Source organism: Arthrobacter sp. NEB 688 (genome assembly GCF_013201035.1).
Lineage (GTDB): Bacteria > Actinomycetota > Actinomycetes > Actinomycetales > Dermatophilaceae > Phycicoccus.
This window is the reverse complement of the sequence record NZ_CP053707.1, coordinates 2,073,374-2,091,311: the sequence shown is the minus strand read 5'-3', so window position 1 is coordinate 2,091,311 and position 17,938 is coordinate 2,073,374. Positions and strand designations below refer to the sequence as shown.

At 74.5% G+C, this 17,938-nt stretch carries 21 protein-coding genes and 2 tRNA genes; 9 read left to right on the top strand and 14 right to left on the bottom strand.

Annotated features, from left to right (window positions below):
- Positions 1–47: 47 nt before the first annotated feature.
- A complete protein-coding gene (locus HL663_RS09915) occupies positions 48–281 on the top strand; it encodes an Lrp/AsnC family transcriptional regulator (protein WP_173028234.1) in 234 nt (77 codons plus the stop codon).
- A gap of 2 nt (positions 282–283) precedes the next feature.
- A complete protein-coding gene (locus HL663_RS09910) occupies positions 284–721 on the top strand; it encodes a DUF3515 family protein (protein ID WP_173028233.1) in 438 nt (145 codons plus the stop codon).
- Positions 722–751: 30 nt separating this feature from the next.
- On the opposite strand, the gene HL663_RS09905 is transcribed toward HL663_RS09910, so the two are convergent.
- Positions 752–1,873 carry a D-alanine--D-alanine ligase family protein gene (locus HL663_RS09905; protein ID WP_173028232.1) on the bottom strand — a complete coding sequence of 374 codons (1,122 nt, stop codon included), beginning with the start codon at positions 1,871–1,873 and terminating at the stop codon, positions 752–754.
- 26 nt (positions 1,874–1,899) lie between these two features.
- Between HL663_RS09905 and HL663_RS09900 the strand changes: the two genes are divergently transcribed.
- The gene (locus HL663_RS09900; RefSeq protein WP_502709023.1) at positions 1,900–3,006 is read left to right on the top strand and encodes a trans-sulfuration enzyme family protein; all 1,107 of its coding nucleotides are present in this window, start codon (positions 1,900–1,902) and stop codon (positions 3,004–3,006) included.
- A 21-nt stretch (positions 3,007–3,027) separates the two neighbouring features.
- On the opposite strand, the gene HL663_RS09895 is transcribed toward HL663_RS09900, so the two are convergent.
- Both HL663_RS09895 and HL663_RS09890 read right to left on the bottom strand, forming a co-directional pair.
- On the bottom strand, positions 3,028–4,026 hold the full coding sequence (locus HL663_RS09895; protein ID WP_173028230.1) for an NAD(P)H-dependent glycerol-3-phosphate dehydrogenase: 999 nt from the start codon (positions 4,024–4,026) through the stop codon (positions 3,028–3,030).
- Entirely contained in the window at positions 4,023–4,781 is a 759-nt protein-coding gene (locus HL663_RS09890; RefSeq protein ID WP_173028229.1) for a lysophospholipid acyltransferase family protein, read from the bottom strand. The genes HL663_RS09895 and HL663_RS09890 overlap by 4 nt, the downstream gene beginning before the upstream one ends.
- A gap of 90 nt (positions 4,782–4,871) precedes the next feature.
- Here HL663_RS09890 and cofC point away from each other — a divergent pair, with 90 nt between their 5' ends.
- A complete protein-coding gene (gene cofC, locus HL663_RS09885) occupies positions 4,872–5,714 on the top strand; it encodes a 2-phospho-L-lactate guanylyltransferase (RefSeq protein ID WP_286175529.1) in 843 nt (280 codons plus the stop codon).
- A 25-nt stretch (positions 5,715–5,739) separates the two neighbouring features.
- Here the strand turns inward: cofC and HL663_RS09880 are convergent, their stop codons facing one another.
- The 3 genes from HL663_RS09880 to leuC form a co-directional block, all read right to left on the bottom strand.
- On the bottom strand, positions 5,740–6,483 hold the full coding sequence (locus tag HL663_RS09880) for an HU family DNA-binding protein (protein WP_173028228.1): 744 nt from the start codon (positions 6,481–6,483) through the stop codon (positions 5,740–5,742).
- A 259-nt stretch (positions 6,484–6,742) separates the two neighbouring features.
- Complete coding sequence (gene leuD / locus HL663_RS09875) at positions 6,743–7,333, bottom strand: 3-isopropylmalate dehydratase small subunit (protein ID WP_173028227.1); 591 nt, start codon at positions 7,331–7,333, stop codon at positions 6,743–6,745.
- Positions 7,333–8,745, bottom strand: coding sequence for a 3-isopropylmalate dehydratase large subunit (gene leuC, locus HL663_RS09870; RefSeq protein ID WP_173028226.1), 1,413 nt, complete (start codon positions 8,743–8,745; stop codon positions 7,333–7,335). The genes leuD and leuC overlap by 1 nt, the downstream gene beginning before the upstream one ends.
- Positions 8,746–8,897: 152 nt before the next feature.
- Here leuC and HL663_RS09865 point away from each other — a divergent pair, with 152 nt between their 5' ends.
- The gene (locus tag HL663_RS09865) at positions 8,898–9,641 is read left to right on the top strand and encodes an IclR family transcriptional regulator (RefSeq protein ID WP_173028225.1); all 744 of its coding nucleotides are present in this window, start codon (positions 8,898–8,900) and stop codon (positions 9,639–9,641) included.
- A gap of 101 nt (positions 9,642–9,742) precedes the next feature.
- Positions 9,743–10,081 carry an NAD(P)-dependent oxidoreductase gene (locus tag HL663_RS09860; RefSeq protein WP_173028224.1) on the top strand — a complete coding sequence of 113 codons (339 nt, stop codon included), beginning with the start codon at positions 9,743–9,745 and terminating at the stop codon, positions 10,079–10,081.
- A gap of 19 nt (positions 10,082–10,100) precedes the next feature.
- Here the strand turns inward: HL663_RS09860 and HL663_RS09855 are convergent, their stop codons facing one another.
- A complete protein-coding gene (locus HL663_RS09855; RefSeq protein ID WP_173028223.1) occupies positions 10,101–10,598 on the bottom strand; it encodes a monooxygenase family protein in 498 nt (165 codons plus the stop codon).
- A gap of 87 nt (positions 10,599–10,685) precedes the next feature.
- Between HL663_RS09855 and HL663_RS09850 the strand changes: the two genes are divergently transcribed.
- Entirely contained in the window at positions 10,686–11,312 is a 627-nt protein-coding gene (locus HL663_RS09850) for a MerR family transcriptional regulator (RefSeq protein WP_173028222.1), read from the top strand.
- A gap of 62 nt (positions 11,313–11,374) precedes the next feature.
- On the opposite strand, the gene HL663_RS09845 is transcribed toward HL663_RS09850, so the two are convergent.
- The 4 genes from HL663_RS09845 to gltX form a co-directional block, all read right to left on the bottom strand.
- Positions 11,375–11,447: transfer RNA gene (locus HL663_RS09845), tRNA-Glu, on the bottom strand.
- 105 nt (positions 11,448–11,552) lie between these two features.
- Positions 11,553–11,627 (bottom strand) — tRNA-Gln (locus tag HL663_RS09840).
- Between the two features lie 97 nt (positions 11,628–11,724).
- The gene (locus HL663_RS09835) at positions 11,725–12,465 is read right to left on the bottom strand and encodes an HAD family hydrolase (RefSeq protein WP_173028221.1); all 741 of its coding nucleotides are present in this window, start codon (positions 12,463–12,465) and stop codon (positions 11,725–11,727) included.
- On the bottom strand, positions 12,462–14,009 hold the full coding sequence (gltX, locus tag HL663_RS09830) for a glutamate--tRNA ligase (protein ID WP_173028220.1): 1,548 nt from the start codon (positions 14,007–14,009) through the stop codon (positions 12,462–12,464). Before gltX ends, HL663_RS09835 begins: the two co-directional genes overlap by 4 nt.
- A 68-nt stretch (positions 14,010–14,077) precedes the next feature.
- Here gltX and HL663_RS09825 point away from each other — a divergent pair, with 68 nt between their 5' ends.
- On the top strand, positions 14,078–14,803 hold the full coding sequence (locus HL663_RS09825) for a DUF2306 domain-containing protein (RefSeq protein WP_173028219.1): 726 nt from the start codon (positions 14,078–14,080) through the stop codon (positions 14,801–14,803).
- Positions 14,804–14,820: 17 nt separating this feature from the next.
- Here the strand turns inward: HL663_RS09825 and HL663_RS09820 are convergent, their stop codons facing one another.
- The 3 genes from HL663_RS09820 to HL663_RS09810 form a co-directional block, all read right to left on the bottom strand.
- Positions 14,821–15,099, bottom strand: coding sequence for a hypothetical protein (locus tag HL663_RS09820; protein WP_173028218.1), 279 nt, complete (start codon positions 15,097–15,099; stop codon positions 14,821–14,823).
- Between the two features lie 75 nt (positions 15,100–15,174).
- Positions 15,175–15,945, bottom strand: coding sequence for a fumarylacetoacetate hydrolase family protein (locus HL663_RS09815; RefSeq protein WP_173028217.1), 771 nt, complete (start codon positions 15,943–15,945; stop codon positions 15,175–15,177).
- A 29-nt stretch (positions 15,946–15,974) separates the two neighbouring features.
- Entirely contained in the window at positions 15,975–16,901 is a 927-nt protein-coding gene (locus tag HL663_RS09810) for an SGNH/GDSL hydrolase family protein (protein ID WP_173028216.1), read from the bottom strand.
- A gap of 145 nt (positions 16,902–17,046) precedes the next feature.
- On the opposite strand from HL663_RS09810, the gene HL663_RS09805 reads away from it, so the two are divergent.
- A complete protein-coding gene (locus HL663_RS09805) occupies positions 17,047–17,928 on the top strand; it encodes a 3-methyladenine DNA glycosylase (protein WP_286175527.1) in 882 nt (293 codons plus the stop codon).
- Positions 17,929–17,938: the final 10 nt, after the last annotated feature.

Here is a 17,938-nt window from a genome sequence, read left to right as displayed (position 1 = left end):
GTGCGGGGCCGCACCGGCCCCGCCGACCGACGACAAGGTGGAGTTCAGTGGTCCAGGCCTACATCCTGATCCAGACCGACGTCGGGCGCGCCGCGTCCGTCGCCGAGACGATCGCCGGCATCGACGGCGTCGTCCTCGCCGAGGACGTCACCGGCCCCTACGACGTCATCGCCCGGGTGGAGGCCGCGACCGTCGACGAGCTGGGCAAGCTGGTCATCTCCCGCATCCAGGACACCGAGGGCATCACCCGCACCCTGACGTGCACCGTGGTCCACGTCTGAGCGTGGCCCGGACCCGTCGGACGGCGGCAGCGCTCGGCGCTGCCGCCGTCCTGCTGTGCGGGTGCTCCTCCGCCGTCGAGGTGAGCGTGCCCGGGGGCGCCGCGGGGTGCGGCGACCCGCGCTGGCCCGCGACCGTCGGCGGCCAGGAGCGCCGCGACACCGACCCCGCCGGGGGCGCGGTGGCCGCCTGGGGCGACCCGGCGATCGTGGCGCGCTGCGGCGTCGGTGCGCTCGCCCCGACCGAGACCGAGTGCATCGAGGTCGACGGCGTCGGCTGGATCCCGTCGGAGCTCACCGACGGCACCCGCTTCACGACGTTCGGCACCGACCCCGCGCTCGAGGTGCTCGTGCCGTCGGCGTACGACCCCGCGCCGCTGCTGCTGCCGGCGTTCGACGAGGTCGCGCAGGCCCTGCCGCGCAACGACCTCCGCTGCCGCTGACGCCTCTGACGCGGGCCGGTCCGCCGCGCCTCAGCGCAGGCCGGTGCGGCGCTCGAGCGCGAGCGCGACGAGCTCGTCGATGAGCTCGGGGTAGCTGACGCCGCTGGCCGCCCACATCCGCGGGTACATCGAGCTCGGCGTGAAGCCGGGCATCGTGTTGACCTCGTTGAGGACGACCTCGCCGGCGTCGGTGAGGAAGAAGTCGACGCGCGCGAGCCCCTCGCAGCCGGCGGCCTCGAAGGCGCGGGCGGCCATCGAGCGGATCTCGGCGGCGGCCTGGGTCGGCACGTCGGCCGGCGCCTCGAGGCGCACGTCGTCGGCGGCGAGGTACTTGGCCTCGAAGTCGTAGAAGTCGTGGTTCTGGACGACGACGCACTCGCCGAGCTCGCTCGTGCGCGGGTCGTCGGTGCCGTGGCCCTCGAGGACGCCGCACTCGATCTCGCGCCCGACGATGCCCTGCTCGACGACGACCTTGGGGTCGTGCTCGCGGGCGACCTCGATCGCGGCCTCGAGCGCGTCCATCGAGGCGACCTTGCTGATGCCCATGCTCGACCCGGCGCGGGCCGGCTTGACGAAGACGGGGAAGGTCAGCGCGCCGACGGCGTCCATCGCGGCCGCGGGGTCGCGCCGCCAGTCGCGGTCGGTGATGACGACGTAGGGGCCGATCGGCAGGCCGGCCGCGGCGAGGACGGTCTTCATCATCGCCTTGTCCATCATGACGGCCGAGGCGGTGACCCCCGAGCCGACGTAGCGGACGTCGGCGAGGTCGAGCAGGCCCTGGATGGTGCCGTCCTCGCCGAAGGGGCCGTGCAGCAGGGGGAAGACGACGTCGACCTCGCCGAGCGTGCGCGGCGCCTGCCCGGCCTCGTGGACGACGAGGGTGCGGTCGGTGGCCGAGGTCGGGACGATGACGCTCGCCGACCCGCCGTCGACCCGGGGCTCGTGGCCCGGCGCGAGGCGCAGCGGCTCGGGGTCGTCCGCGGCGAGCACCCAGTGCCCGTCCTTGGCGATGCCGACCGGCACGACGTCGTAGCGGTCGCGGTCGAGCGCCTCGAGGACGCTCGCGGCGGTCGCGCACGAGACGGCGTGCTCGGACGAGCGGCCCCCGAAGACGAGGGCGACGCGGATCTTGTCGGCTGGGCGGTCGGTCATCGCACGCGACTCTAGCCGCCCCTAGGGTGGCCCTCGTGACCGAGCGCCCCACCTCGCCCGAGCCCCTCGCCCCCGCCACCCGGCTCGTCGCCCTCGGGCGCGAGCCGGCCTCCCCCGGAGCGCAGGTCGGCGCGCCGCTCGTGCTCACCTCGACCTACCACGCGGACGGGCCGGTCAGCTACGGCCGCGGCGGCAACCCGACGTGGTCGGCCCTGGAGGAGGCCCTCGGCTCGCTCGAGGGCGGCGACGCCCTCGTCCTCGCCTCCGGGATGGCCGCCGTCTCCGCCGCCTTCGCGCTCCTGCCCCACGGCGGCACCGTCGTCGTGCCGGACGCCGCCTACAACGGCGTGATGGCGACCGTCGGCGACCTCGAGGCCGAGGGCGCCGCGACCGTGCGCCGGGTCGACCTCACCGACACCGCCGCCGTCGTCGCCGCGCTCGACGGCGCCGACCTGCTGTGGCTCGAGTCCCCCACCAACCCCCTCCTCGAGGTCGCCGACGTCCCCACCCTGGCCGCGGCGGCCCGCGAGCGCGGGGTGCTGACGGTCGTCGACAACACCTTCGCGACCCCGCTGCTCCAGCGGCCGCTCGATCAGGGCGCCGACGTCGTCGTGCACTCGGTGACGAAGTATCTCGCCGGGCACAGCGACGTGCTGCTCGGCGCGGTCGTCACGGCGCCGACCGAGGCCGGCCGCGCGCTGCACGACCGGCTGCACCGGCACCGGCGGCTGCGCGGCGCCATCGCCGGGCCGATGGAGTCCTGGCTCGCGCTGCGCGGGATGCGCACGCTGCACCTGCGCCTGGAGCGGGCCTGCGCCTCCGCCGTCGAGCTCGCCACCCGGCTCGAGGGCCACCCGGCCGTCACCCGCGTGCGCTACCCCGGCCTCGGGGCGATCGTCAGCATCGAGGTCGTCGGCGGGGCCGAGGGCGCCGAGCGCGTGTCGGCCGCGACCCGCCTCTGGGTGCACGCGACGAGCCTCGGCGGCGTCGAGAGCCTCCTGGAGCGGCGCAAGCGCCAGCCCGACGAGCCGCTCAAGGTGCCGGACGAGCTGCTGCGCCTCTCCGTCGGGGTCGAGGACGTCGAGGACCTGTGGCGCGACCTCTCGGCCGCGCTGGAGCACGCCGCGGGCTGAGCCCGCCGGACCCGCTGCGGCTCAGGCGGTCTCGGCCTTGCGGGGCCGCGACAGGAGAGCGGCCACGACCTCCTGGGCGGTGCGCCCGTGGCGGATCATCGCGTCGACCTGCTCGATGATCGGCACGTCGACGCCGTGGGCGCCGGCCAGCTCGAGGATGGACGTGCACGACTTGACGCCCTCGGCGGTCTGCCGCGTCACGGCGACGACCTCGTCGACGGCCATCCCCTGACCGAGACGCACGCCGAAGGAGTGGTTGCGCGAGAGCGGCGACATGCACGTGGCGATGAGGTCGCCGACCCCGGCGAGCCCCGCGAAGGTCACGGACTCGCCCCCGAGCGCGGTGCCCAGACGCATCGTCTCGGCCAGGCCCCGGGTGATGATCGACGCCTTCGAGTTGTCGCCCATCCCGAGGCCCTCGGCCATCCCGACGGCTAGCGCGATGACGTTCTTCACCGCACCGGCGATCTCGGTGCCGACGACGTCTGTGCCGGTGTACGGGCGGAAGTACGGTGCGGCGCAGGCGGCGGCGACCCGCTCGGCCATCGCCTCGCTGCGGCTCGCGACGACCGAGGCCGCCGGCTGCTTGGCCGCGATCTCGCGCGCGAGGTTGGGCCCGGAGACGACGACGACGCGGTCGGGGTCGACGCCCCCGACCTCGGCGATGACCTCCGACATGCGGCGGGTCGTGCCGAGCTCGACGCCCTTCATGAGCGAGACGACCGCGGCGTCGCCGGGGAGCACCCCGCCCCAGGCGGTGAGGTTGTCGCGCAGCGTCTGCGAGGGCACGGCGAGCACCACGACGTCGGCGCCCTCGGCGGCCTCGGCGGGGTCGGTCGTGGCCCGCACCGTGCCGGGCAGGCGCAGCTCGGGGAGGTAGTCGCGGTTGACGCCGGCGTTGACCTGCTCGACGACCTCCGCCCGGCGCCCCCACATCGTGACGGGGGTGCCGGCGTCGGCGAGGACGGCGGCGAAGGCCGTCCCCCAGCTCCCGGTGCCGTAGACGGCCGCTCGGCTCATGACGCCTCCTCGATCGGTCGGGGTCGGCCGGTCGGGGTGACGCGGGCGCGACGGGGGTCGAAGCGTTCGGTGGGGGCGCCCTCGCCGCGCAGCACCTCGAGCTCGGCGGTGATCGCCGCCATGATGCGGTCGGTCGCCTCGGCGAGCACCTCGGCCGTCACGGGGAGCCCGTGCAGGTCCTCGAGGTCGACGGGCCGGCCGGCGCGCACGCGCATGACGGGCCGCGGCACGAGGTGGGGCACCTTCGCGTACGGCGCGAGCATCTCCTGGGGGCCCCAGACCGCGACGGGCACGACGGGGCACCGGGTCTCGAGCGCGACACGGGCCGCACCGGTCTTGCCGCGCATCGGCCACAGGTCGGGGTCGCGGGTCAGCGTCCCCTCCGGGTAGATGGCGACGCACTTGCCCGCGCGGACCGCGGCGACCGCCGCGCGGTAGGCGTCGACGGCGCTGCCCGACTCGCGGTGCACCGGGATCTGGTCGGCCGAGCGCAGCACCGCCCCGACGACGGGCACGCGGAAGACCTCGTCCTTGCCGAGGAAGCGCGGCGAGAGACCCTGGTCGACGAGGAAGTGCGCGAAGGCCAGCGGGTCGACGTGCGAGACGTGGTTGGGGCAGACCACCCAGCCACCCGTCGTCGGCAGGTGCTCGACGCCCTCCCAGCGGCGGCGCGTCAGCGCGCGGAACAGGGGCCGCAGGACGGCGATGGCGAACCGGTACCCGAAGGGACGCGAGCTGTCGGTCGGGGTGGTCACCAGTCGCCTTCCGGGGGTGGGGGTCACCGCATTGTGGTCCGCGGTGCAGGTGATGTCGAGCGCGCCACGGCGGCCTGTCAGGATCGGCACGTGCCCTCCACCCCGCCCCTCGTGGTCGTCGTGCCCGTCAAGGGCGGCCCGCTCGCGAAGTCGCGCCTGCCGCTGCCGCTCGAGGACCGGATGGCCCTCGCCGACGCGTTCGCCCGTGACACCGTCGCGGCGGCCGCGTCCCTTCCGGGAGCGCACGTGCTCGTCGTGACCGGAGACCCGTCGGTCGCCGCGTGGGCGGCCACCGGGGCGCAGGTCGTCGCCGACCCCGGGGCGGGCCTGGACGCCGCCGTCCGGGCCGGGGTGCTGGCCGCCCGCGCGACCGGGGCGCCGCGCGCGGTCGTGCTCCTCGGCGACCACCCGGCCCTCACGGGCACCGAGCTCGCGGCCACCCTGGCGCGCACCGGTCGCGTCGCGCGCGCCGTCGTCCCCGACGCGGACGGCACCGGCACGGCCCTGCTCGACCTCGCCCTCGACGACGGCCCGGCGCCGACCCGCTTCGGCGCCGGCAGCGCGGCGGCCCACGCCGGGCTCGGGTGGACGACGGTCCGGGTCGCCGCCCCGGGCCTGCGCACCGACGTCGACGACGCCGCGTCCCTCGCCGACGCGGTGGCCCTCGGGGTGGGCGCGCACACGGAGTCGGCCCTGCGGCGCGCTACCCTGCCGGGCGTGCAGGCCACCATCCACCGGGTCCCCGACGAGACGGGCGGCAGCGCGCTGCTCGACGACGGCCGGGAGGTCGAGGTGCCGGTCGTCGCGCTCGTCGACAGCGGCCTGCTGCACCTGCGCAGCGGCCAGCGGGTCAGCATCGAGCTCGACGCCGACGGCCTCGTCGCGACGCGGGCCTGGATCGTCGGCATCGGGCCGGGCGAGACCATCCACTGAGGGAGGGCCCCACCCGGCCCGGGCGTCAGCGCTTCGCGGCCTTCTTGGCCGGGGCCTTCTTCGCGGGGGCCTTCTTCGCGGCGGTCTTCGCGGGTGCGGCCTTGGTGGCGGTCTTCCTGGCCGCGGTCTTCGCCGGGGCAGCCGCCTTCGTCGTGGTCTTCTTCGCCGCGGTCTTCGCCGGCGCCGCCTTCGTCGCGACCTTCTTCGCCGCGGTCTTCGCCGGGGCAGCCGCCTTCGTCGTGGTCTTCTTCGCCGCGGTCTTCGCCGGCGCCGCCTTCGTCGCGACCTTCTTGGCCGCGCTCTTGGCCGGGGCAGCCGCCTTGGTCGCCGTCTTCTTCGCGGCGGTCTTCGCGGGCGCGGCCTTGGTCGCCGTCTTCTTCGCCGCCGTCTTCGCGGTCTTCTTGGCGGTGGTCTTCTTGGCCGGGGCGGCAGCGACGGCCGTCGTGCTGCCGGCGGCGGCACGACCGGTCGCCGTGACGCCCTTGGGCAGCGAGCTGGGCTTGCGGACGTAGTCCTTGAACGCGGTGCCCGGGCGGAAGCGGGGGGCCTTGCTCTTGGGGATGCGCACCGAGGTACCGGTGTGCGGGTTGCGACCGGTGCGGGCGGCGCGCTCCGCACGGTCGAAGGTGCCGAAGCCGGTGATCGCGACCTTGCCGCCCCGGGTGACCTCACGGACGATCGTGTCGAGCACGGTGTCCAGCGCGTCGTTCGCGAGCTTGCGGCTGCCGAGGGCCTTTTCGAGCTCCTTGACGATGTCTGCCTTGTTCACGGTGGATCCTCCATCGGTCGGCGCCGGGCGGACGCCTCGACGCTGGGACGTGGGGGTCGGGGCTCGCCGACCTTGGTCTGACGGTATGCCTGCCGGAGAGGCACGTCCACCACTCTCTCGGCGTGTTCTGGTTGCGCGACAGACGGTTTGGCGCCGGGCCGGTCGTCACAGCAGCCCCACACACACCACCGGGGCACTCGCGCGGAGTGCCCCGGTGGATGCTTCCTGCCCGGAAAAGGTTGTGGGAGTACGAAACCCGTCAGGCGGTGACCTTGGGCTTCCACGACGGACGAATTGCCTCGAAGGTCGTGATGTCCCCCTCGTGGCGCAGCGAGAGGCTGATGTCGTCCAGGCCCTCGAGGAGCCGCCAGCGCGTGTACTCGTCGACCTCGAAGGAGGCCACGAGGTCGCCGGCCGTCACCGTGCGCGTCTCGAGGTCGACCGTCACGGAGGTGCCGGGCTCGTTCTCGAGGAGCTTCCAGAGCAGCTCGACGTCGTCCTGGGAGCACTGCGCCGTCAGGAGGCCCTGCTTGCCGCTGTTGCCGCGGAAGATGTCGGCGAAGCGCGAGGAGATGACCACCCGGAAGCCGTAGTTCATGAGGGCCCACACCGCGTGCTCCCGCGAGGAGCCGGTGCCGAAGTCGGGCCCGGCGACGAGCACCGACCCCGCGGCGAAGGTCGGGTCGTTGAGGACGAAGGTCTCGTCGGCCCGCCAGGCGGCGAACAGGCCGTCCTCGAAGCCCGAGCGCGTCACCCGCTTGAGGTAGACCGCCGGGATGATCTGGTCGGTGTCGACGTTGCTGCGGCGCAGCGGGACACCGATGCCGGTGTGCGTCGTGAACTTCTCCATCAGGCGTTCGCCTCCACGGGCTCGAGGTCGGCAGGGCTCGACAGGGTGCCGCGCACGGCGGTGGCGGCGGCGACGAGCGGGCTCACGAGGTGCGTGCGACCGCCCTTGCCCTGGCGACCCTCGAAGTTGCGGTTCGAGGTCGAGGCGCTGCGCTCCCCCGGCGCCAGCTGGTCGGGGTTCATCCCCAGGCACATCGAGCAGCCGGGCAGGCGCCACTCGGCGCCGGCGGCGGTGAAGACCTCGTGCAGCCCTTCGGCCTCGGCCTGGAGGCGCACGCGGGCCGAGCCGGGCACGACGAGCATGCGCACCCCGTCGGCCACGTGACGGCCCTCGATGACCTCGGCCGCGGCGCGCAGGTCCTCGATCCGGCCGTTGGTGCACGACCCGACGAACACGGTGTCGACGTGGATCTCGCGCAGCGGCGTCCCGGCCTGCAGGCCCATGTACTCGAGCGCGCGGCGGGCCGCGACCTTGTCGTTGTCGTCGCCCATCGACTCGGGGTCCGGGACCGCCTCGCCGAGGGGGCTGCCCTGGCCGGGGTTGGTGCCCCACGTGACGAAGGGGGTGAGGCTCGCGGCGTCGAGGACGACCTCGGCGTCGAACTCGGCGTCGTCGTCGCTGCGCAGCTCGCGCCAGGCCTCGACCGCGGCGTCCCAGTCGGCGCCGGTCGGGGCGTGGTCGCGCCCGCGGACGTACTCGAAGGTGGTCTCGTCGGGGGCGATCATCCCCGCGCGGGCGCCGGCCTCGATCGACATGTTGCAGACGGTCATCCGGGCCTCCATCGAGAGGGCGCGGATGGCGCTGCCGCGGTACTCGATGACGTACCCCTGGCCGCCGCCGGTGCCGATCTTCGCGATGACGGCGAGGACGACGTCCTTGGCGGTGACCCCCGGCGAGAGCTCGCCCTCGACGGTCACGGCCATCGTGCGGAACGGCTTGAGCGGCAGGGTCTGCGTCGCGAGGACGTGCTCGACCTCGGAGGTGCCGATGCCGAAGGCCAGCGCCCCGAAGGCGCCGTGCGTCGAGGTGTGGCTGTCGCCGCAGACGATCGTCATGCCCGGCTGGGTGAGGCCCAGCTGCGGCCCGACGACGTGGACGATGCCCTGCTCGGCGTCGCCCATCGGGTAGAGCGTGACGCCGAACTCCTCGCAGTTGCGGCGCAGGGTCTCGACCTGGGTGCGGCTGACCGGGTCCGTGATCGGGCCGGGCGTCGTCGGGACGTTGTGGTCCTCGGTGGCGAGGGTGAGGTCGGGGCGGCGCACCGGGCGGCCGGCGAGCCGCAGCCCGTCGAACGCCTGCGGGCTCGTCACCTCGTGGAGGAGGTGGAGGTCGATGTAGAGGAGGTCGGGCTCCCCGTCGCCCCGTCGCACGACGTGCTGCTCCCACACCTTCTCGGCCAGGGTTCCGGCCATCCCACTCACCTCTCGTCCACGTGACCGCGGCGGTCGGCCGCGGGGTCGTCGGCGGCGATCGCGGCACCGCGCCGTCGCCGTCGTCCCGAGATTCGCACGGGGATGTCGCGGATGGACTTGCGTCTCATCGAATGAGACTGCAATATCAAGACATGGACAACAGCAGTGGGGTCGGAGTGCTCGACAAGGCAGCCGTCGTGCTGTCCGCGCTCGAGGCGGGCCCGTCGACGCTCGCCCAGCTCGTGACGGCCACCGGCCTGGCCCGACCGACGGCTCACCGGCTGGCGGTCGCGCTCGAGCACCACCGGCTCGTGACCCGCGACCTCCAGGGGCGCTTCGTGCTCGGCCCGCGCCTCGGCGAGCTCGCGGCCGCCGCCGGCGAGGACCGCCTGCTCGCGGCGGCCGGCCCGGTCCTCGGCGCGCTGCGCGACCACACGAACGAGTCGGCCCAGCTCTTCCGCCGCCAGGGCGAGTACCGCGTCTGCGTCTCGGCGGCCGAGCGGCCCGTCGGCCTGCGCGACTCCATCCCGATCGGCGCGACGCTCTCGATGCGCGCCGGCTCGGCCGCGCAGATCCTCCTCGCGTGGGAGGAGCCGGACCGGCTGCACCGCGGCCTCCAGGGCGCGGCCTTCACGGCGACGGCGCTCTCGGGCGTGCGCCGGCGTGGGTGGGCGCAGAGCGTCGGCGAGCGCGAGCCGGGCGTCGCATCGGTCTCGGCGCCGGTCCGCTCCCCCTCCGGCCGGGTCATCGCCGCCGTCTCGATCTCCGGCCCCATCGAGCGGCTCTCGCGCCAGCCCGGGCGGCTGCACGCGGCCACCGTCATGGCCGGCGCCAACAAGCTGAGCGAGGTCCTCGCGCGGCACGCGGCGCAGCAGGACGTCCAGAACAACGCCTGAGCGCGGGTGGCCCGACGCAACACGGATGTCACACGCGGCGCGCGCCGGGGCAACATCCGCGGGCGAGGCTGGGGCGCACCCGCCCAGCAGGAGGAGCGCCCGTGACCCCGACCGCCGCCTCGCGCATCGCCCGTGACCGCACCCGGCTGCTCGCCTTCCCGCGCCCGGACCGCCCGGCGCTCGTCGTCGGGGGCGGGGTCGTGGCGGCAAGGCGGGCGGCCGCGCTCACCCGGGCCCGCACGCCCGTCATCGTCTTCGCGCCGACCCTCTGCGACGACGTGTTCGACCTGCTCGCCGAGCGCCTCGTGACCTGGGAGAACCGCTGGCCGACGCTCGAGGACCTGCGCACCGCCTGGCTGGTGCACGCCGCGACCGGGGACGCCCGGCTCGACGCGCGCGTCTGCGCGCTGGCCGCGAGCGCCCGGGTGGCGGTGGCCTGAGCCGTCAGGTCAGGAGCCGTCAGGTCAACGTGCCGCCCAGCCGCTGGCGTGCGGTCTGCCCACGACGCCCGACCGGCAGCACGCCGGCCACCTTCGCCAGGCCGAACGGCTTCGGGCCGGCGTAGACGCTCTCGGCGCCGTGCGGCTGCACCTCGTAGGTCTCGTGCCAGATGGTGACGGCGGCCGGGTCCTTCTTCGCGACCGCGTAGAACTCCGTCCACGCCGGGCGGTGGAGGTGGTCGGCCGCGTTGGCGTACGCGTAGAGCTCCTCGGTGCTGCGCCACCACTGGACCATCGTCGTCGCCATGAGGTGCACGGTCGAGCGGCTCCCGAGGTAGCCGAGCGACTCCGCCTCGCCGGCCTCGGCCGCGGCCTTGTTGCGCTCCAGCTCGACGATCATCCGGGGCATCGCGCTCGCTGCCTGGCGCACGATGCCGACCCGCCACGGGCGGTGGACGCGCAGGCCGATGAGGAAGACGGTGAGGGGGCCGTCGTAGGCGTGGGTCACGCGGTCCATGGGGGCTCCTTGACTGGATAGTGCGACTGTCTGGTGGCACCATGGTGGACAGTGGCACTATCCGGTGTCAAGAGGAAGGGAGCAGGAGTGCGCATCTCCGAGCTGGCGGAGGCGACCGGCGTCCCGGTGCACACGCTGAAGTTCTACCTGCGCGAGGGGGTCCTGCAGCCGGGCCGCGCGACGAGCCGCACCTCCGCCGACTACGACGACGAGCACGTCGAGCGGGTGCGCCTGGTCCGGGCGCTCGTCGAGCACGGGGGCGTCGCGCTCAGCGGGGTGCGCGACATCGTCGTCGCCCTGACCTCCCCTCCCCCGTCGCGCCACGACCTGCTCGGGGCCGCCGCGGCCGTCATCCCGACCCCTGCGCCGCGCGAGGCGGTCGACCCCGAGGTCACCGCCCTGCTCGAGGAGCTCGGCTGGTGCGCCTGGTCGGGGGCGCCGGCCCTCGGCGCCCTCAGCGACGCGGTGGCGGCGGCCCGAGCGGCCGGCGTGCCGCTCGACGCCGGCACCCTACGGCGGTACGCGGAGGGGATGGCGCTCGTCGCGGAGGCCGACGTCGACCTCGCGCTCGCCGCGCGCGGCCCGGCCGAGGCGATGCGCATCGTCGTCGTGGGGACCGTCCTCGGCGACCCGGTGCTCGTCGCGCTGCGGCGCCTGGCCCAGGAGGCCGTGAGCAGCCGGCGCCAGCGCGAGGCCACGCCGGAGGGACCCTGAGCCCCCTCCCCCGGCTACACGACGAAGGCCCGGTCCGTGATGGACCGGGCCTTCGCTCGAGGTAGCCCCGACGGGATTCGAACCCGCGCTACCGCCTTGAGAGGGCGGCGTGCTAGGCCACTACACAACGGGGCCTCGGAGTCGTCCGTCCCGCCGTGAGGCGGTCCGGGCAACGAGGAGAAACCTTACCGAACAGCAGGGCTTTCTCCGAAATCGCCTCCGGCCGAAGCCGGGGGCGACTGGCTGGGGTACCAGGACTCGAACCTAGAACGGATGAACCAGAATCACCAGTGTTGCCAATTACACCATACCCCATGGGGTATACCGTCCGACCTCCCGCGAGCGGGCCGACCGTGCGGCGAACCGAGAGAGGATGTTACCGGCCCACCTCCCCCGACCCAAATCGCGGGGGTCAGGACCCCCGCAGACCGGCGATCTCGGCGAGCGAACGCACCACCGGCACACCGTGCTGCGCGACCATCCGCAGCTCCCGCTCCCCCGGCTCGCCGTCGCGGACGAGCCAGGCGGCGGGCATCCCGGCGCCGACCGCACCGAGCGGGTCGGTGGTCAGCTCGTCGCCGACGTAGCCGGTGCGGGACGGGTCGGCCCCGAGCCGGCGGGCGGCCTCGTGGAAGGCGCGCGGGTCCGGCTTGCCGAACCCGAGGGTGTCGCGGCTGCACACGACGTCGAACAGGTCGTCCAGGCCCGCCGCCCCGAGCTTGGAGCGCGTGTAGTCGCCCGCCGAGTTCGTGAGGACACCGACGAGCACCCCCTGCGCCCGCAGCGCCTCGACCGCCGGACGGGCGTCGTCGAAGGCCTCGAGCGCGTCGAGGAAGGCCGGCTCGTAGGCGGCGTCGAAGGGCGCCGACCACTCGCCGTCCGGCTGCCCGAGCCAGGCCGCGAGCTCACCGAGTCGGGCCCGGCGCATCTGCGCGAAGTCGGTCTCGCCGCGGGTGTAGGCGGCGAAGTGCCCCTCCGAGTCGTCCCGGAAGCGCACGCCGGCGGCGGCCAGCCGCTCGGGGTCGGCGTCCGGCCACAGGCGCGTGGCGGCCTCGGCGCCCGCGCGGTGCATCGCCGAGCGGGTGTCGTAGAGGGTGTCGTCGGCGTCGAGGAGGACGGCCTCGACGCCGAGGCCGTCCCACGCGGCGCTCACAGCGTCGCGCGCAGCGCCGCGAGGCGGGCCAGCGTCGAGTCCTTGCCGAGGATCTCCATCGACTCGAACAGGGGCGGGCTGACCCGCTGCCCCGACACCGCCGTGCGCAGCGGGCCGAAGGCGAACTTCGGCTTGAGCCCCAGGCCCTCGACGAGCGCGGCGCGCAGGGCGGCCTCGATGGACTCCGCCCGCCACGTCGGCTCCGACCCGAGGACGCCGTGGTGCTCGGCCGGCAGCTCCGCGAGGGCGGCCGAGGCGGCGTCGAGCGTCGCGGCGGCGTCCTCCTTGAGCTGCGCGCGGGCGTCGTCGGCGATCTCGACGGCGTCGTCCGCGACGTAGAAGGGCGCGACGAGCCCGGTCGCCTCGGTGAGGTGCGCGATGCGCGTCTGGATCAGCTCGGCCACCTGCTCGAGGCGCGCGAGCTCACCGAGCGAGGGGTTCTCGCCGAGCACCCCGTCGCGGGTCAGGTACGGCAGGAGGCGCGAGGCGAACTCGCCGAGCGCGAGCCCGCGGATGTGCACGCCGTTGAGCCAGTCGAGCTTCTTGAGGTCGAAGATCGGGCCGACCGGGTTGACGAGCGACCAGTCGAAGCGCTGCGCGAACTGCTCGAAGGTGAAGACCTCGACGTCGTTGCCCTCGGCGTCCTGCGCCGGCGGGTAGGCCAGCAGCCCGAGGAAGTTGACGAGCGCCTCGGGCAGGTAGCCCTCCTCCTGGAACCACGTGAGGCGCGCCTCGGGGTTCTTGCGCTTGGAGATCTTGCTCTTGTTCTCGTTGCGCAGCAGCGGCATGTGCGCGAAGCGCGGCGGCTCGAGGCCGAGGCGGCGGTAGAGCAGGACGTGCTTCGGGGTCGAGCTGACCCACTCCTCGCCGCGCACGACGTGGGTGATGCCCATCTCGTGGTCGTCGACGACGACGGCGAGGTGGTAGGTCGGGTAGCCGTCGGCCTTGAGGATGACCTGGTCGTCCGGGCGCGGCGCGGTCATCCGGCCGCGGATGAGGTCGTCGAACTCGAGCTCGACGTCGTCGGGGACGAGGAGGCGCACGACCGGGGTCTCGGAGAAGCCCGGCAGCGCGCGCCGCTCCTCCTCCGACTTGCCGACGCAGAGGCGGTCGTAGCCGGTCGGCTGCTTGAGGCGCTGCTGCTCCTCGCGCATCGCGGCGAGGCGCTCGGTCGAGCACCAGCACAGGTAGGCGTGGCCGTCGGCGAGCAGCCGGTCGACGTAGGGGCGGTAGGTCGTCAGGCGCTCGCTCTGGCGGTAGGGCGCGCACGGGCCGCCGATGTCCGGGCCCTCGTCCCACGTGAGGCCGAGCCAGCGCAGCGTGTCGAAGACCTGCTGCTCGGAGTCCTCGCGGAAGCGCGCCCGGTCGGTGTCCTCGATGCGCAGGAGGAAGCGACCGCCCTGCTGGCGCGCGAACGCGAGGTTGAAGAGGGACATGTACGCCGTGCCGACGTGCGGGTCGCCCGTCGGGGACGGGGCGACGCGGAGGCGGACGGGACCGGGGAGGTCGCCGGCCGGCGGGGCTGCGGGGGTGTGCTCGCTCATGATGGGGCCAGCGTAGTGACGTGGCGGCGGGGGTGGCGCACGGGAGCCGACGGGCGCAGACTCGCGCCATGGCGGGGGTGGCACATGACACGACGGGCCGGAGCGGCCCGCGCGGGGACCGGCGGGTGCGGCCGGTCGGGGTCCTCGTGGCGATGCTCACGACGGTCGTGCTCGTCTTCTTCGTGATCCGGCTCCTCACCGACGTCCCGCACCTCGTCGACGGCACCGTCCCCGACGACGACCTCGCGGAACTCTACGTCGCCCACCCCTGGCTGGCCTACGGACACATGCTGCCCGGGGTCGCGTACCTGCTCGGGGCGCCGTTGCAGCTCTCGGCGCGGTTCCGGGCGGGGCACCTGCGGCTGCACCGTCGGCTCGGTCGGGTGCTCCTCGCGTGCGCGCTCGTCTCCGGTGTCCTCGCCGTGGTCCTCGGGTTCGTGTTCGCCTGGGGCGGTGGCGCCGAGACGAGCGCGACCCTGGTCTTCGGGTCGTGGTTCGTGCTGTGCCTCTCCCTGGCGCTGCGCGCCGTCCGGGCCCGTCGCATCGCCGACCACCGGCGCTGGATGGTGCGCGCCTTCGCCGTCGGGCTCGGGGTGGCGACCATCCGCCTCTGGGTGGGGCTCTTCACCGGGGTCGAGATCGGGCTGCTCGGGATGGGCGACGCGACGATGCCGCTGCGGGCGACCTTCGGGGTGGCGTTCTGGCTCGGCCTGTCGATGCACGTCGTGGCCGGCGAGTGGTGGCTGCGCCGCCGACCGATGACTCCCGCCCCCGCGGCCGGTCGGTCCACCTGACCGAGCGCCGCTGAGCCTCAGGGCTGCTCGGTGGGCCGGGCGTCCGTGACGTCGGGCGGTCCGGCGGACTCGTCGTCCTTGAGGTCGTCGATCTCGTCGACGACCCGCTCGCGCTCGGCCGGGTCCAGCGCGACGCCGGCCTCGTCGAGGCCACGGTCGAGCTCGTCCTCGATGGTCTCCCGCTCGCCGCTGTACTCCCACGACGTCACCTCGTCGACGACGTTCTGGGCGGCCTCGGTGGCGGCGTCGGCGACGGTGTCGTCACCGGCGGTCTCGGGTCGGTCCTGCTCGCTCACGGGGTGCTCCTTCGGGGTCGGTACGTCGTCACCGACGACCATGCCCCGTCGCGCCCGGCGCGAAACGCGCGCCGGTCAGTGACGCACGAAGGGGTTGGACAGGACGCCGATCCCCTCGATCTCGACCTCGACCCGCTGGCCGGCCTCGACCGGACCGACGCCCGCGGGGGTGCCGGTGAGGATGACGTCGCCCGGCAGCAGCGTGAACGCCTTGGACGCGTAGGAGACGAGCGCGGCGACGCCGTGCACCATGTCGCTCGTGGTGCCGTCCTGCACGACCTCGTCGTCGCGTCGGGTGACGACCGACAGCGACGCGACGTCGAGGTCGGTCTCGATCCACGGCCCGAGAGGGCAGAAGGTGTCGAAGCCCTTGGCGCGGGCCCACTGGCCGTCGGAGCGCTGGAGGTCGCGCGCGGTGACGTCGTCGGCGCAGGTGTAGCCGAAGACGACCGAGAGGGCGTCCTCGGGCTCGACGTCCTTGCACACCCGGCCGATGACGACGGCCAGCTCGCCCTCGTAGTGGACCTCGCTGCTCTGCGGCGGCAGCACGACGGGGTCGCCGGGGCCGATGACCGCGGTGTTGGGGATGAGGAACATCAGCGGCTCCTCGGGCACGTCCGTCCCCATCTCGGCCGCGTGGTCGGCGTAGTTCTTGCCGATGCCGATGACCTTGCTGCGCGGGATGACCGGCGCGAGCAGGCGCACGTCCTCGACGCGGTGCGTGGCACCGGTCAGCTCGATCCGCTGGTAGAGGGGGTCGCCGGTGACCTCGGCGATCTTCTCGCCGGCCCCGTCGACCAGGCCGTAGACGGGGTCGTCCCCGGTGGTGAACCTCGCGATGCGCATGGCGCGAGCCTACCGACCGGGCGTCCGGCTCAGGAGACCCCGGCCTTCTCGGCCGCCTCGGCGACGACCCGGCCGACGACGGCCGCGCCCTCGTCGGTCAGGTGCACGTCGAACGCCGTGCAGATGTAGGTGAGGGTGCAGACCTGGGCGACGTTGGTCGGCACCTCGCGGCCGTTGAAGGTCGTCGGGGTCTCGTCGTCGAACGCGAAGGCGGCGTCGAGGCCGACGAAGCGCCCGCCGGCGGCCTTGGTCGCCTTCTCGATGGCGGTGTCGAGGTCGGAGTAGGCCGTCTTCGCGGCGGCGAGCTGGGCCTCGCCGGTGCCCAGGTAGGACGCGGCGAGCCACGGGTTGTAGTAGCCGAGGACGAGCACGGGCACGTCCGGCCCGGCCGCCGAGCGCAGGCGCTCGAGGATGGTCGGGAGGTTCTTCTCGACGGTCTGCACGCCTTCCTGCGCGCACGCCGCGTCGACCTCGAGGCGGGCCGCGCAGCGCAGGAGGTCGTTGCCGCCGATGTCGAGGGTGACCATGCGCACGTCGGCGCCCCGCTCCCGCAGGAACGCCTCGGCCGCGGCGAGCTGGCTGCCCTCGGCGTAGTCGCAGCGCCCGCCGTCGAGGAGCGAGCCGGTCGTCTCGCCGCTGCACGCGAGGTTCTCGACGCCGAGCTCGCCACCGCCCTGCGAGACCCGGGCCGCGGCGAGGGCCGGGTAGGCGGTGTCGCGCCGCTCGGAACCGCCGGGCTGGTAGCCCGCGGCGAGGGAGTCCCCGAGGGCGAGGGCGACCGGGCCGTCCGGGGCGGCGCTGCGGGAGGCGGAGGCCGACGGCGAGGCGGAGGGGGCGGCCGACGTCGGTGCCGGCGTGCTCGGCGCCGCCGGGTCGGGCTCGGAGCCGCCGATGGTGCACCCGCCGAGGAGGACGAGCGCCGCGAGGGCGGCGAGGGGAAGCGCGGGGCGGCGCACGGGCGGACCTCCGGGTCGGTGGCGGGTCGGTGGCGGGACGCTGGTGGGGCGGCCGGCGGCCGCTCCTCCATCCTCACCCGGGACCAACGCCCGGGGCGCCCCGGGTGTGCCCGGGGGGCCCCGCCGTCGCGGCTACCGTGGTGCGGTGACCGTCGTGCTGACCGAGGTGGAGTGGCGCGCGCTCGAGCGGGACCACGCCGAGCGCGTCGACGCCGCCACCGCCGGGCACCGGGAGCGCCGCAGCGACGGTCGGGTCCATCCCGTCGAGGACTTCCTCTTCCGCTACTACAACCACTCCCCCGCGAAGCTGCGTCGCTGGCACCCCGGGGCGGGGGTCCTCCTCGAGGGGGCGGCCGCCACGGAGCGCGCCGGGTGGCGCCACCACGAGGTCGTCGGCGACGCGGTGCGGCTCGACGTGGGGTCTTTCCTCGCGTCGCGCGGCGCCACCGTCGACTTCGTCCGCGGCCTGCTGTCGGCCACGCTGTCGCGGCCGCCGCACCTGGGGTGCTTCGGGCTGCACGAGTGGGCGATGGTGCACCGGCTGTCGGCCGACGACGTGCGGCACACCGGGTGGCCGCTGCGCCTGGGTCAGCGCGGGACGGACGAGGTCGTCGAGCGCCACGCGGTCCGCTGCTCGCACTTCGACGCGTACCGCTTCTTCACCGACACCGCGGCCCCGCTCAACCGGCTCCGTCCCACCCGTGAGGACCAGGCGGCGCAGGAGCAGCCGGGCTGCCTCCACGCCGGGATGGACGTCTACAAGTGGGCGTTCAAGCTCGCACCGCTCGTGCCGAGCGACCTGACCGCGGACGCGTTCGACCTGGCGCGCGACATCCGGGCCCTCGACATGGAGGCCTCTCCCTACGACCTGCGCGAGCTCGGCCACGAGCCGGTGCGCATCGAGACGCCCGAGGGTCGGGCCGAGTACGTGCTGCGCCAGCGGGCGTTCACCGAGCGCTCGAACGCCTTGCGGCACAGGCTCGTCGAGGTGCTCGAGGCAGCGGAGTCCTGCGCCCCGGCGCGCTGAGGCACATCGT